This is a genomic window from Rhodanobacter sp. ANJX3 (assembly GCF_014200755.1).
Taxonomy (GTDB): Bacteria; Pseudomonadota; Gammaproteobacteria; order Xanthomonadales; family Rhodanobacteraceae; genus Rhodanobacter.
Map to the genome: position 1 here is coordinate 12,565 of NZ_JACHCM010000001.1, position 15,952 is coordinate 28,516.

A 15,952-nucleotide genomic window follows, 5' to 3' on the forward strand; every position below is an offset into this window, starting at 1 on the left:
CCAATACGGCAAATTTTAAAGGTCATAGTAGGATGGCCGATGAGAGGCAGCCCCCATGGTTTGCGATGGATTGCGATGGCAATGAACGATTCTGGATTTTTTGTATCTGTTATTCGCTTGTGGACACGCCTTCTTGCTTGGGCGATCAGCGCGCATATTGGAAAGCTGCGCAGTGATGCTCAACAAGCGGGTGAACGCGATGGTTACAGACGCGGTCATGAAACGGGATACGATTCCGGCTTTATTGCCGGTCAACGCATCTATCGTTTTGAAGATAAACGTTCACCGCCGACAGCCAAGCCCATCGATCCCGGGCTCTATGGGCCGGACTTATTGGCTGTAACCGACTCGAAGCGTGAAGCGATGCGCCGTGAGGTCGCCGCCGCGGTGAAAGCGAAGGTAGTAAAGCCACCGACAGACGAACAGTGGAGGATGATTCTGGCAGATCATCCAGCCACCTGTATTTCGGCGGGCGCAGGTTCAGGTAAATCTACAACGCTGGTATTGCGCGTTGTCTTCATGCTTACGCAATTAAACGTGCCAGAGCACGAGTTGACGGTCATTTCATTCACGCGGGCTTCGTGCGCGGAACTGAGGCAAACCTTGGGCCGAGTGCTCGAGCACTGGCGGGGAGCGCCTGTCCCAGAGGAAGCTACTAAGAGGATGGTCAGGACGTTCCATTCGGTCTTGCTGGGTCTATGCCGTCAGCCCCTGCCGGATGCAAAGTTTTTCGAGCTCATCAAGAAGAATGAGGTCGACGAGAACGCTTCAGCCGACGATGAGGATGTCGAAAACCCGATGTCCAGTTCGAACCTCAATGAACGGCAGGTCGAATATTTGGCAAATACCTACCGCGGGCTGTATGCGAGTAGCCCACCATTTCGGGAACACGTTCGTCAATTGTTGATGTTGGAATGTGTGCGCGCCACCAGCGGCCGAGTTGATGAAAGCTTCCAAACGAAGTCGGATGGACTTTTCCACTACTTCAGTACGCGCGATCACGCTTTGACGGTTAAAAATAGCGACCTATGGCGCTCGCACGGATGGCCATTTCCTGGCATAACCGATGAACCGGTTGTGCTCTTTTCTAAAAACAACAAACACGTTTTTTACGCGAATGGCTATGTGACAGCGACTGGTCTACCAATCGTTCTTGGCTTTCCACCCCAGTTATCCCAACAAAAAAAACAAGAATTGATCGAAGTTCCACCGGCTAAGGCAACAACCTTTGCCAACGCGCTATCGGACAAAATGCGAACTGTTGGAACTTTTTGTGATAAGCGATATGCGATGATTCGCAGCCAGGAGGATGTAGAACTACTGCGTTTACGTCAGGCTTACGTCGATACCTCAGAGCCCACGTCTAATCGGCATGATGCCCCGATGTTCAAGATCCGGCTAAAGGGTGAATTGAGGCCGGTGATGATCTATGAGGCGATGTTTACCCAAGGTTCGTTCATCGAATCGATGGGTAAAGACGTGGTTGAGCTTCTGAAAGCTCTCCCTGCATTCACACATGAAGGCATTGAGCATCATTTTTGCGCGGCATTGGGTCACTACTGGATTGAGTTGGGCAAGTTTCTCGCCGACAAGGGCATCGTGACTTTCAATCGCGCATTTCAGGCGTTGACCCAAAATGCCCAAACGATGGGATTTGATCCAAGTAGATTGGCCATGCTACGACATTTATTGGTCGATGAATTCCAGGACATCTCTCCTCAGATAGCCTTCTGGCTCACGGCCATGCAGAGGCGCCTAATTTTGTCAGATCCGGATAAACCTCTGAGTGTCATGGCCATCGGAGACGATTGGCAATCGATATACGGATGGCGTGGCAGCTCACCCCAGCTGTTCATTGAATTCGGTAGTTACTTCCTGTCGCACAAAGCCCTCGGGCCGAGCACGCCGATCAAACTGACTGCAAACTTTAGGTCGGTCGCTCCGATTGTGGGAGATGCGGCCCGGTTACTGAAATACGTTTCCTCGAAGGTTGAAAAACCCTGTAAGCCGATGGTGTCCACCCAGGTGGGTGATCACGGAGTTCAATTGTCGACTTACACGGGCAGAGATCAGGAGCTATCTGAAGAGGAAGTCGTCAATGAACTCTGTAAATTCATTGAACAACAGTATCAAGCAGCCAAAGCGATGACAGGGGCCAAGGCCGAGCATGTCATCGTTATGGCTCGGCGCAGACCACTGCGAAATGCGCTTGAGGCAAAGTTGGGCAAGCAGCCTGGGCTAAACATATGCACTTACCATCAAGCAAAAGGATTGGAGGCGGACATCGCGATTCTCGCCGAAGACTGCATTCCGGGACCATCCCATCCTTTACGTAATCTTTTTTATAAAAGCAGCGGCGTTTTCCGGAAGGAGCACACTTATGATCAGGCCGCTCTAGATGAAGTCTTCCGGCTGGCCTACGTCGGGGTGAGCCGGGGACGGCGTAGGGTGTTTTGGAAGATTCCCAGCCTCAAGCGTGCAGCCGCTGCGAAATGCTATGGGAGCGAAGCGGTCAAATAGCGAAGTTCATGCTCGATGCGTGCCCGTCTGGGCGGTTGATGATTCCAAATATCAAGCCATTGAGCGGTCGCCTCCACATGGCAAAAGTGAAGTAAAAAACGCTTGCTTTCCTGGCTGGTCACATGACCGAACCATTGTGCAGCTTGCTGATGACCCCAATCGGGTTCGAGGTCTATGCAATCTTTGAATTTCGCGCTCAGTCGCCGCTGGCACCGTCTCCACTGATGTCGGATGTAATGTCGCCGCAGGCGTTGGCTGGCAGCCACCGACGCTTGCCCTGGTCGAAGCTCCAGCCAATGATCTGGAAGGCCACAGCCCCAGTCGCGCAGCGCCCGCTGACGTTCTGTGCTATCCCAAAACGCCAGCGCATCTTCCATCGCTGAACTACGCTCGGCGGCGATCACGATCAACCTTGCGACTTGATGCAGAGCGGCAGGCAATTGCTTAGCCGCTCGGCAGGCCGCGGAAAATGAAACAAAAGGGATTTGGAATTCGCTGCTCATTGCGCCATCGTGCAAAGGTGGTTCGAGCGAATCTAGTCGAAGACAACGATCCGTCAATCTCGACGGGTAAACGCCAAATCTTTACCTTCTCATTTCACTGCACGTCTCTTTTGGCCTGATCCGCTAGGCATCACTTATTCTTTGAACGGATGGCGCTTTGTTACTAGAAAACACGCAGCCGGCGCGTTGCCTCGCCTCGCTATGCGCGGCCGTGGCCAGTCCCGCCGTCAGACCTCCGGCACCGTAATACTCATTCGCCGAAGCCGAGAAGAAGTCCTCGTGCCGAACCGCACGCGTTCGAGGTTAGGATGACCAATGGCCACCTTCGACACAGGTGGGTTCCGCCAGACCCGCAGCAAACAAGGCGAGCGCCTACAAAACTTCGCGGCGCCCACTGATGCTCTTATCGGAATCAAGCGAGCAAATTGAGGATGCCCCGCAAGTCTGGCCCGATCCGACAGGTGTCAGGCGATGGCCGACGCCGTAACGTCTGGTGGAACCGACGACCGGGGCGCTTCTCTATGAGGTGAGACGCACCTTGTTCGAGATCAGGTCATCACCAGAAGGCTTCGTCGTTTTCGACACGACGGAGCAAGAGGCGATCATGCGGTTTGAAAGCTAAGATGAGGCGACGGAGCTTATGGCCGAGTTGGTGATGGCAGAGTCGTGCGCTCAACTTCATGCGTAGAAACCCCGACAGTAAGTCGCTGGGTCCCGCAATTGCATCGAGTGCCTACCGGACGGGCTCGCGTGGCGCTGATACGCAAGCCGCTTTTTCGCAGACCCGCCTAGAAGGACCCTTTCTCAAGAGCCCGTCGGCGGAATTTATTGACCAAGCCTCCGGATCAATCAGGGAAACATTGATGTCCGTGAGGACCCGGGTGTGACCCCGGCGGACAGATCAATCCAGTCCGCGCGTCTTCGACGCAACCGTTCAATGCGGCGAGCATCAGACCACAGAGAATAAGTAACACGCCGTGCTTGAAGTTTTTCATCGTTGATCGTCCTTTTTACGTTTGATGGCCACTGATCTTCTTGCCCTGAAAAACAACCGCCGCTCGAGCCCGAGATATTGGTTGGCTTTTCCGAAAGCCCAACCGGCGGTCTACGTCTAGAACGCGATGGGGCGGCCTGCGCTGACAAGCCATGCCGTCTGAAGTGGGAAGCGGTTCAGCGTCAATCTCACTTGCCGGGTACGGGCGTGGCGGCCCGGGATCGTGAGCATGTCCCGCCGATGATCGCTGGATGGCCCTCTCAACATGTGACCAATAGTGCCGTACAGTCCCCCTCAGTCTTTCATGTCGAATGCATCAGGAGATGATCATGCCCAATGACTCCGCGCTTCAACATCAGTTGGTCCAGGCCATCCAAGATCAGACTGACGTGGAAACCATCAAGGAGCTGCTCGTGCGGGGCGCCACGGCCAACGATGTCGAAGTGATGCAGGCATTTGAGGAACTGTTCGACAGCGCTGCGGAAGCATGGGTACATGCTGTTTCCGCTTTACCCGAGTTTGCAGAAACCTGGTCACTGCGCGAGGCCGCCGATCAAGCGGCGTTCGATCTGATGGAGTGCATCGAGCAAAGCGACGTGGAGGGTGTCTCCCAGGCGCTGGATGACATGCGGGCAGCCGGTCATGACGCCAACGTCGATATGGGGGAGTGCTCGATGCTGGCGCTGGCCGTCAAGTATCGCAGCGACGTTGCGATCATCGAGCTGTTGCTGGACGCGGGAGCCGCCGATGTGAACGACTTTTCCCATGACGCGATCGAAGCACTGGAAAAAGTCGAGGCCGGGTCCTGGAAAACAGCGGTGGAGAGATTGTTCCGTGCTCGAGCGAGTAAATGACAGCGCGTTGAACAACTTCACCGGGTGCCCGTAGCTAAAAATCCGTCGCGACTGGCAACTTTTTTCTCGGCCTGCTCATCGTGTTCGAGACGCGCAGGGCGGCGGTACTGGACAGGATTGCGCAAGTTCATGCGGGTTGGTTCCGCGACCGGTTCGGCGCTTGGGTTTTAAAGATGGCTCAGCCTGTTGGATGGGATGCACTGAGCGTGTAAGCGAAACCTTGCAGCGAAGGACACCACAATCTCCTTCGTCACCTGCTATAAAGCATTTGCTAATTCTCGCTCGTATCTATGTACGAAGCGTGCCAATTTTCAGTCTGTGCCAAGGGAAATCAAAATGGATTTTGCTAGAAGCTTGTGGCTGATGCTGTTTATTGGTCTGATCAGCCTGTGTGGCATGGCACCGGTATCAGCTGCTGGTTTACCGTCACCTCAGGCTGGCCCAGCCAGAACATCGACGGCACCCGCAACAGCCTCTAGTTCATTGAGGGCTCCGCGTGCTGCAATTCGTGCGGAAGCAATTCGCGCGGACGCTAACCAGACGCTGCCGTGCGCCGATTGGTACTCAGGTCAAGGACTGACGGCTTGTTCGCTCAGTGAATGGGAAGATCTAAATGCGGCCGCTTTACAAGCAGAATACGAAAGCGATCAAAGCGCGAGTTACGACCCCACTTGGCTTGGCTGGCAGTGGAATCCAAAACCCTCCCCTGTTCCTATTGGGCAATCTTCTCCCTATCAGACCTGCTGGATTTATGAGGCTGGTCTTGACTGTTATGCATGGGCGGTAACCCACAACTCTGCACCCAATGTTCCACCTTACCTTCCAGAAAAGAACCTCGATCCATCATGTGATTGTGCGGGCGATCCGATCAATCCTGGCATGGGCAGCGAATACCGTGACGAGGCAGACAGCAACCTCGGCCCGCTCAGCTTTCATCGTTATTACAACAGTAATGGCGCGATCACATCCACGCACATCGGAAGTCATTGGCGACACAGCTTTGATCGCAGTCTGGAATATCTGAGCAACGGCGCCACATCGACCGCAACCGTATTCCGGCCGGATGGCTTGCAGGTCGCATTCACCCTGCAAAGCGGTCAGTGGACGACCGATACCGATGTCTCGGACCGCTTAACGACACAGACCAATGCTTCTGGAGTCATCACTGGATTCTTGTATTTCGAGTCCAGCACGCGCGACCAAGAAGCCTACGACGCCAACGGCTTTCTCCTGTCGATCACCAACACGCACGGCCAGCTCACTACCCTGGCTTACAGCACGGCGTCCACACCAACGAATGTGGCGCCGGCCGCGGGACTGCTGTTGACCGTAACCGACCCGCGCGGCCGCGTGCTGAGCTTTACCTACAATTCGCAGGGCAATGTCGCGACAGTCACGCAGCCCGATGGTGGCTCTCTGGCGTATGCCTATGACACGAACGGCAACCTGGTCACCATAACCTATCCAGACAGCAAGACACGCCAGTACATCTACAATGAAAGTTCGCTCACGGGTGGCACCAACCTACCCAACGCACTGACCGGCGACATCGACGAATCGGGAACGCGGTTCACCAGCATTGGCTACAACAGCCAGGGTCAAGCGACGATGTCGACCCTGCCATCAGGCGTCGAACTCACGCAGGTGGCCTATAACAGCGACGGCACCACATCTATAACCTATCCCACCGGCGCACAGACGACATTGAATTTCGTTGCGCCTAACGGATCTTTACACACGAGCACATCCAGCACACCTTGTGGACCCACATGCGATCAGCCCAATGCATCGGCCACGTTCGACGCCAACGGGTATCCCACGTCGCACACTGATTTCAAGAATGTCGTGACCAACACGACCTACGACGTCAACGGCTTGTTGAACCAACAAGTCGATGCCGTGAGAACGGCCGATCAACGCACTAACAACACGTCGTGGAATGCGTCATTGCGTGTTCCGTTGACCCATGCAGTGCTCGACAGCAATGGCAACACCCTGGCACAAACCTCATGGGTCTACGATGCGATCGGTCAACCGCTCGCCCGTTGCGAAGTGGATCCGTCCATCGCAGCGGCGGCGGCCTACACGTGTGCCACGACCGGGACCGTGCCTGCGGGTGTTCGTCGCTGGGTCTACACCTATTGCACCACGGTCAATTCGACCTGTCCCATCACGGGTCTTTTGTTGACGGCAACCGGTCCCCGTACCGACCTGACCCAGACCACCACCTACAGCTACTACACGACCAGCAGCGCCACGAGTTGCGGCACGCCCGGATCAGCCTGCCATCAAGCCGGTGACCCGTATCAAATCAAGGACGCTCTAGGCCATCTGACCACGTATGCGTCCTACGACGGCGCCGGCCGCGTGACGCGGATCACAGACGCCAACGGCGTCAACACGGACATGACCTATACGCCGCGCGGCTGGCTGGCGACCCGCGTCTATGGCGGCGCCACCACCACGTTCGGCTACGACGCGATGGGCGACGTCACGTCGATCAAGGACCCCAGCGGCATCACCACGACGTTTAAATACGACGCCGCGCACCGCCTCACCGATGTCCTCGATGCGCAGAGCAACGATCTTCACTACACCCTGGACGCAGCCGGCAACAAGACGGCGGAACAAACCAAAACCGCCTCGGGCACCGTGGTGCGCAGCCTGTCCCGGCAGTTCAACACGCTGGGCCAGCTCATGGCGCTGATCGATGGACTGAACAAGACCGTCTTCAACGCCGGCTACAGCGACAGCTACGATGCCAATGGCAATCTCACGCACACGGCCGACGGGCTCGGCGTTCAGCGCCAGATGAGTTTCGATGCGCTCAACCGCCTCAATAGCACTCTCGACAACTACAACGGCACGGACACAGCCACGGCCAACACGGAGACGGTGGTGGCTCAGGACGCGCTGGATCGCGTCGTCGGCGTGGGCGATCCCAATCATCTGAATACGGCCTACACCTATGACGGCCTGAGCAACCGTACAACGCTGCAAAGCCCGGACACGGGCACCAGCACCGACACGTTTGATGCCGCCGGCAACCGCCTCGTGCACACCGACGCGCGAAGTGTGGTCAGCACGTCGACCTATGACGCCCTCGACCGCGTGCTCAGCACGACCTACGCCGATGCCTCCCTCAACGTGGCTTACTCGTATGGCGACAGCAATACGGTGACTGGCTGCACCAGCTCCAAGCCTATCAACCGCCTGACCCGCATCGTCGAGAACACGGTCACGACCGATGTTTGCTACGACGCGCGCGGCAACGTCATCCAGAAAAATCAGGTCACTTCTGCGCAGACCGACACCACGCGCTACACCTACACCGCTGCCGATCGGCTGGCGACGGTGACGATGCCGGACAAGACAGTGCTGGCCTACGGTCGCAACACGAATGGCTTGATCAGCACCGTCAAGGTCACGCCCAGCGGCGCCTCCGCGGCGTCCACCGTCATCAGCGCCACGACCTGGCTTCCCTTCGGCCCAATCAGCAGTTACACGTTGGGTAACGGGCAAAAGGTCACGCGAACCTATGACGCCAACTACCGCGTCACCGACATCGCCAGCCCGGGGTTCACCCTCCATCTGGCCCATGACCTCATGGGGAATGTGTCGGCGATCGGGGCCGCGGCGGGCGCCAATCCGGCCACGGAAACCTACCAATACGATCCGCTCTACCGCCTGGGCACCGTGACCGAAGCCAGCGGCACGACGCTGGAAAGCTACACGTATAACCCAACCGGTGACCGGCTGAGCAAAACCGCCTCGGGCTTGGCGACGGGTGCCTACCTCTACACGACCGGCACCCACCAGCTCCAAAGCATCGGCAACGCGTCGCAGGCCAGCGATGCCAACGGCAACACCACGGGCAGCGTGATCGGTGGCGGTACCTATGGATTTGCGTATAACGGGCGCAACCGCCTGTCCCTGGCCCAACTCAACGGGTCAACCGTCGCAACCTATACCTACAACGCCCTGGGTCAGCGCATCGGCAAGGTGACCACCACCGCCGAACGGTATGCCTACAACCAGAGTGGTCAACTGCTGGCGGAATATGGCGCCACCAACCGTGATTACCTCTGGATGGATGATGTGCCGGTGGCGGTGGTGGACAACACCATCAACGGCAGTGTGACCACCAGCACGATCAACTACATCACGGCGGATCAGCTCAATACGCCGCGCGCGGTCACCAACAGCGCGGGAGCGGTGATCTGGCAGTGGGCCTATGCGGGTAACCCCTTTGGCGAGAAGCCGCCATCTTCGTCGTCCGGCTACGTGCTCAATCTCCGCTACCCCGGCCAATATTTTGATGCTGAAACCGGGCTGATCCATAACGACCATCGTGATTACTGTGCAGCTTGCGGGCGCTACATCGAAAGCGATCCGATTGGTCTTGACGGTGGAATCAGTACGTTTACCTATGGATTAAATAGCCCGCTCAGGAATGTGGATCCACTTGGCTTGGAGTCACCACGCGCTGCATCGGGATGCGGAACGATCTCGTGGGCCGCGTGTGGAGCTCTTCCCCCCGTGATACCAACTTGCACCGTGCCGTGCGGCTGCAACAATAGTGATGCCGGGAAAGTATTGGGCGCTATGGGAATGATCATGGCCGGGGGCGGCCCCGAGGATCCACTCGGAGATATAGCGGCTTGGGAAGAGGGGGGCGCGGCACTCGGCGACCTGACAGCTGACGAAGTTGGGCAGATACAAGGTGTGGTCGATCAGGCTGGAAGACCTCTTGACGTTGTAGGTTCAGCAGCAAATGGCAGTAGAACGGCCGCGAGTGACATTGACTACACGACGGCAAATGCCAACATTGAGAACTTTGAAGGATTGGAAGGAGATCTTCCTGGCATCGATCCAGAACACGGCGTTCTTCGCGGCTATGCTGATCCAAATGTCGGGCCATCGATACGTTTTGAGCCAGGCATCAGGCCATTTTTTTCGCCAGGAGGACCGTGAAATTGGAACGCTATTGGATTCGATTCGAGCTTGAGCCTTTTTCCTCGGGGCCTAAGCCAGGCTGCGGTGTTACCGCTCACAATTACGATGACGCGTTGGAAATCTTGAGACGCACAATTTTTAAAGACAAGGTCTTGCCACCCATTCAAGAAGTCATCGAAAAGGTGGACATTTCGTCTCTTGATCAAAAACACGTCATTCCCAATATGGAAGTTCCGACGAGACGGGGTGTTTGGTATCCGAGGGGATTTACTGACATCTTCTAGCGGAGATGGGCCGCTGTTCCAAGGGGGCGCACGAGTTTTTGGAGTGTTCGCATTTCAGTACGGCGCAGCGTCATTGAATGAAATCGGCTTCGTGCCGAAATGATCTAGAGGGGCGGGCGACGAACGGTAGACAACACAGAGATGTTTGCGCAGTGCGCAACGAACTCGCCGTCAGAACTTAGGGCCTTCACTGGCATCTGCTGATCTGATGAGCTGACGTCTGACAAGATATTGGGATAAATCTCTCACATTGCCCGGCGTTCGACTCAATGTGCGTCCCTCGCTCGGCCAAGTGTGGTGCCCATTTACACTAAATTTTTCAGCCTGAGTATTCGAGTGGACTTGGGACACAAGTTTGATCCGCTTGGGACAAATCTTGCTTTCCGCTTTTTACAAAGACTCGTCCGACATCCTCCTATTGTGAAAGAGGATCAATAGCTGAACCGTCAATGCTTGGCTTTTTTTGAAAATCCGGGAAATCACTGCAGGATGTTCAGCTTTTCCCCACAGTTGTGACGGTAGACGCGTTTAGCGTCCGCGCGGAAATGTGCGTCCATGAGCTGGAGTGGCCAGTCACCACTATTGCAAAGCTGATTTTGCTTGAGAACCAAGATATTCAGAATATTGGCTTTTGATCTTGTCCGGAGAAAGAGTGTTGGCAATGGAATCATGTTCGACATCATATAAATATCCTGTGGCCTCACCCATATGAGAACAGCTGGACGAGTCAGGCACCTGTTCAATAAGCAATAAGTTACGGTGGCCATTTAACCAGGCTACGGATCCTAAATTCTTATATTTACAGTCTGTGCTCAAAGTGCTCTGCAAATTAATCTTTTCCCCAACTGAAACTTTTTTCACCGCATTGTTTACAAGCAGGTAAGCGCTACTTACCCAAGTCCCTTCCACGCCACCGTCGCTCGCATTAACGAAAAATGCGAGCGAGTCCGGAGACCAACTTATCTCGGTGAGCCGAGGTGAATACATCGAGTCGGTGAGATCGGCTAATGTTTTTCCGCCCACTATAAGCATCAGTTTATTGTTGGTGAAGGTGATCGTTTTTTTACCGTCGGGTGACCGTGCCGAGAAAATATTCAGTGTTGAATCGGTATTTTCTCCGACGTCCTTAGCGTTCTTGGACCAGATACCTCCATCTGCATTTGATGCAAAGGTTGCGCCGATGAAGGCCATTGAAAAAAGGACGGTTGCAACTTTTATCATGTTCATCGAACTTCCTGAAATCCTGGTGGACAAGAGAAACTATCTGGGAGCCCGCTTATTGTTGTGTATGCAGTCTGTTTACCAAAACTGTTTGCATTCGCGTTGGAGTTGAATCGATAAATATCAAAACGAACAGTGCCGCTGTTTCGCACATTTTTGTCACCCACATCTCCTATGGTGAAGGTCGATGAAGATGGACCACCCTGGCCCATATTAAGACCCGTCGCTTGGATCGTCACCGAACCCATAGCATTCACAAGTGCCGCCTGCGATGCCGTCCTGTCTGCGATCGTTCCATACGGTAAACCGAACGCTGCGGGGCTCAAGGCAACGGAACCAGGCTGGGGCGGAATTCCTAACGCGCCACTGCTAAGCGCTTGCTTCGGTCCAATTCCCGAATATTTTGCATAGCCCACACACGTCTTGCAAAGGCCCAAGAAATCGATGTTTTGAAATGGTGCATTACCAACGTATGCATAGGTGCTAAATCCGCCATCCAGTCCAATGGGATCGCTCTGTAGATACCGTCCAGTGTCTGCCTCGTAGGTGCGATAGACGTTGTAGTTCGTCATTGTCTCGGCATCAAAATATTGGCCGGGGTAGCGCAAGTTGAAAACATATCCTGTCGACGACGTGGGCTGTTGTTCACCAAATGGATTGCCCTGATAGGCCCACTGCCAAATCACCGTACCTCCATTGTTGGTGACGACTCGTGGTGTCCCCAGGCCATCTGCATGCACGTAATTAAAAACGCTGGTAACCACACCGCCGCTGGTGGTGTTGTCGATGACGGCGACAGGAGTACTGCCGAGCCACACGTAATCGCGGTTGGTCGTGCCATATTCTCCGATCAATACGCTGGCTTCGTCGTAAACATAGCGCTCCGCCAACGGCTGCGATGGGGACGGCCCCTTGCCGATGCGCTGACCCAGTGCGTTAGTGGTATAGACCGCGACCGTCGTATTATTGGCTTGCGTGAGCGTCAAACGATTGCGGCTATCGTAGGCAAAACCATAGGTGTTACCGCCGATGACGTCGCCGGTCGTATTACCGTTGGCATCATTGGCACGCGTTACGGCGCCGACGCTGTGAAGCTGATGGGTGCCAGCGGTGTATAGGTAGCTACCGGTGGCTAGTCCTGACGACGTTTTGGAAACACGGTCACCCGTCGCATTGTAAGTATAGCTCTCCAATGCAGTGCCATTGGCTTCTGTTGCACCAAGCAAGCGATACAGCGAATCGTACCGGTATGTCTCGATCGCTGGGTTGGCGCCAGACGCATTACCAATAGCCGTGATATCCCCCCTCGCATCCAAAGCAAAGTGCAACGCCAATGCCGGACTGGTGACATCGGTGACGCGGTAGTTGGCGTCATAGGTGCGCGTCACCGTCTGACCGTTCCCCAGCGTGTATTGGCTGACTGGACCAAACGGTAGCCAGGTGATTCCTGTAACCACATTGGACGTTGAAGAGGCACCGCTGGGATGTACAGCAATACTGCTGACACGACCATCGGTGTCATAGTTATAGGTCGTCTGTGTGCCATCGGGTGAGGTCATCGCCTGCAGTCGATCAGCTGAACTATACGCGTACTGGGTAACGTCGGTATGAGCAGCCGTGAGCTGAGATTTCTGTAGCACATTTCCGTGCGGGTCATAGCAGTACACCGTGGTGACGGTGGCTTCGATCACACGTGTCAGTCGACCCATGGACGAGGAGTTGGTGCAGCCCGTGACGGCGTTGGCTTCATCGTATTTGTAAGTCACGTTGGCCGTGGTGTCGACATACGTGGTTCCGGTCCGTCGATTCAGGGCATCATAAGTGGACGTGCTTACGATGTTTTTGGCATCCGTGTGATTGAGCACGTTTCCAGCCGCATCGTAGGTGCTGCTGCTCGCACCTGTATCTGGGCTCGTTTGTCCCGTGGCATTGCTTAAGCCATCGTAGATGTAAGTGGTATTGAAATAGGAGGGATCGGTGACCTTCGTTGTGTGATCCAGCGCGTCATAAGCATAGTTTGAATAGGTGTTAGCCGTGGTCCCCGCGCCGCCATAATCATTGAATGTTTGGTATGGACGGTTAAGGAAATCGTATTCCTGAAAGCGCGCGACGCCCAAAGCGTCGGTGTTGTATTGCAAGTTACCGGCAGGGTCGTAGCCCGCCGGCGCTGTGCCGCTGCCGTCGCTGCTGGCATCAAACACCGTTTGGTTCAATCCGTCGATGACTTTCGTGAGTTGGCTCAACGTGTTGTAGGTGCGCGTCAGGCTGCGGCTGGGCGTGATGCTGTTAACTGCATAGGTGCTTTCACCGATGCGGTTACCGTTGGCATCGAGGGTGTAATGGATATGGTTGCCCTGCGCATCGGTGATATCGGTAAGCCGATGGGCATCGTCGTAGCCATACGTGATGGTTACACCATCCGGATCGGTGACGGCAGCAATAGCGCCATAGGGCGTATAAGTGGTCGTCGTCGTGGCACCCGCCACGGTACGCGTGTGTAACCAACCGCGCGGCGTATAAGTGAACGTGGTGGTGACGCCATTGGCGTCTTGCTGGGACAGTATCCGACCCGCACCATCATAGTTAAGGTAAGTGGTGGCGTGGCCCATTGCATCCGTCACGGACTTCAGATCACCGTGGCGATGGCTGGTGCTATCGTCCAGGTAGTAGGTATTGATGATGGTATCGGTGACATCCGTGCGCGGACCATCCATGCTCAAGGGCAAGCCGATCAATGGGCACTGAGTAGCATCGACCGCATCGCAATACGTTCTGATCCATTGGCGTACTCCGGTCGGCGCGTTCGCTGCACTGCCACACGTATAGCTGGCAGCACCGGATACCGCGGGATCGATATCGCATTGAGCCGTCACCTGGCCTCGCGAGTTGTAAACCCAAGCGCTTTGCACCACTGCATTGTTATTGGCATCCAACGTGATACGCGTCAGTGGGTTGCGCAGTACATTGTCCCAAGTCGTGTTAATGGTTCGCTGCCAGGGAATAGATGGGTCCGTTGCGCCAACGGCCTCGATCCGCTGTGTTTCTAGGCCGGCAGTGTTGTAGGTCGTGTCGGTCTCATTGCCATCGAAATCGGTAAAGCTCGCCGGATAGCCATTGGTGTCATAGGTGCGCCCTTCCCAAGGCTGCTTGCAGTAAGCGTCGTTGCAAGGGTTTGAACTGGAAGTCAGCTGAAGAGCACCAAAACCATTGTCTTGGGTGAAAATATTGAGGGCAGCGCCCAATGGTGTCGTGAGAGTGAATCCCGAAATGCTGCTCGCACCGGCCCCGCCGGCAAAGCTGCTGGAGACTGCCTTACCGGCGCTGTTATAGCCCGTACTCTCATAACGCACGCCTTTCTCATCAACGACACCGGTCAACGCATTGGGCAAGCTTGAGCCGGCAGTCAAGGCAGATTCGTTGTAAACGTACTGGCGGGTGGACATATCGGGATATTGCACCGACGCCAGGTTGCCGTTGCTGTAACCGTAAGTCAGTGCGCCTCCGTCAGGCAAGCTCACGGTCTGCAAACGTCCGCTGCCGTCGTAGCTGAAACTCAACGTGCGACCGGTCGGGTCGGTGACGGTCTGCAAGCGGGAGCCGCTGTATGCCAGCGTGGTCGTTTGGCCTGATTCATCGGTGATGGATTGCAGTGCACCGGCGGCCGAGTAATGCTCGAACTGTCGAGGTTCAGCCATGAAAACGAGAAAGCTGCCATCAGGTTGCGCAGTTAGCGTATCGGCGACATCAGCGTCTGCTACCCATGCGCCGCCACTTCCCGGTTCAAACCGTTCGCTGCGTCCATCAGGCCGGTATAGCTTTAAGTAGGACGTGCCGGTGCCATCAGGCAAAGTATTGAGCAGCACCAACGAACGGTCGAACGAATGCCGCCACTGTGGTCCCAATGTGGAAGATGCTACATACCCGATGCTGTTATAGAAGCGACGGAACGTCAGCCACGGCGAAGCGTCGAAGTCCGTGTCCTGCTGATATTTATTGCCCGTCGCGAAGTTGATGGGATCGGTGACCATCACCGTTCCGGGGCAGATGATCGCGACATCACCACCTGCTTGACCATTGCCACCGTTGCAATCGCCTGCGTCGCCGGTATTTTTGCCAGGATCGTTGTTGTAGAAGGTCAGACGGATCGTGATGACATTCGATGGACAATAAATGGTTGGACTGGTACTCGGTGCATACTGGACCATCGCTTCTTCGCCGTAGCTGGGTCCTTGGGGGTCGGAGGGTGGAACCGACTGGGCGACGCAATTGGCGGGATAATCCGTAGGATAACGAGTAGTCAGGTAGCTTTTCGCACTCTGCACCGCATCGTCGAGAGAATTGAAGTCGAATGTGACCTGATTGCTGCTCGCGTCATAGTCCGTGTAGTAGTACGGTGTGTCGTATCGCGAAGTTGAGGTCTGCGCATGACTTACGGTCGCCCAGCTAAAAACCAGCACCACGGCAGCTAGGGAACTAAGAAAACGTCCAACACGAGCAAGTTGGTCTAACCAAGCAATCGTCCGTGACATGTTTTTTCCTTAATTGATGAAGTGGCTTAGCGAGTTTTGCCCTTGGATGATGTTCTTCCTTGTCTTTGTGCATGCGATGTGATGCCAATCA

Annotated in this window: 7 protein-coding genes; 4 read left to right on the forward strand and 3 right to left on the reverse strand. The window is 55.3% G+C overall.

Annotated elements, in window-relative coordinates; translation table 11 throughout:
• Positions 1-81 precede the first annotated feature (81 nt).
• Positions 82-2,520 (forward strand): UvrD-helicase domain-containing protein, encoded by a 2,439-nt coding sequence (locus HDE76_RS00070; protein WP_184504608.1) that lies wholly within the window; start codon positions 82-84, stop codon positions 2,518-2,520.
• On the opposite strand, the gene HDE76_RS00075 is transcribed toward HDE76_RS00070, so the two are convergent.
• Positions 2,496-3,023 carry a hypothetical protein gene (locus HDE76_RS00075; RefSeq protein WP_184504610.1) on the reverse strand — a complete coding sequence of 176 codons (528 nt, stop codon included), beginning with the start codon at positions 3,021-3,023 and terminating at the stop codon, positions 2,496-2,498. The genes HDE76_RS00070 and HDE76_RS00075 overlap by 25 nt on opposite strands.
• Before the next feature lie 1,323 nt (positions 3,024-4,346).
• Here HDE76_RS00075 and HDE76_RS00080 point away from each other — a divergent pair.
• From HDE76_RS00080 to HDE76_RS00090, 3 genes are all read left to right on the forward strand, one after another.
• A complete protein-coding gene (locus tag HDE76_RS00080; RefSeq protein WP_184504612.1) occupies positions 4,347-4,871 on the forward strand; it encodes a hypothetical protein in 525 nt (174 codons plus the stop codon).
• 336 nt (positions 4,872-5,207) lie between these two features.
• Positions 5,208-9,845, forward strand: a complete 4,638-nt coding sequence (locus tag HDE76_RS00085) for an RHS repeat-associated core domain-containing protein (protein WP_184504614.1) — start codon at positions 5,208-5,210, stop codon at positions 9,843-9,845.
• A complete protein-coding gene (locus tag HDE76_RS00090; protein WP_184504616.1) occupies positions 9,842-10,111 on the forward strand; it encodes a hypothetical protein in 270 nt (89 codons plus the stop codon). The genes HDE76_RS00085 and HDE76_RS00090 overlap by 4 nt, the downstream gene beginning before the upstream one ends.
• Positions 10,112-10,690: 579 nt before the next feature.
• On the opposite strand, the gene HDE76_RS00095 is transcribed toward HDE76_RS00090, so the two are convergent.
• Both HDE76_RS00095 and HDE76_RS00100 read right to left on the reverse strand, forming a co-directional pair.
• Positions 10,691-11,338: a hypothetical protein gene (locus HDE76_RS00095; protein ID WP_184504618.1), complete on the reverse strand. Its 648-nt coding sequence runs from the start codon at positions 11,336-11,338 to the stop codon at positions 10,691-10,693.
• Positions 11,335-15,861 (reverse strand): RHS repeat-associated core domain-containing protein, encoded by a 4,527-nt coding sequence (locus tag HDE76_RS00100; protein WP_184504620.1) that lies wholly within the window; start codon positions 15,859-15,861, stop codon positions 11,335-11,337. Before HDE76_RS00100 ends, HDE76_RS00095 begins: the two co-directional genes overlap by 4 nt.
• Between the last annotated feature and the right edge of the window lie 91 nt (positions 15,862-15,952).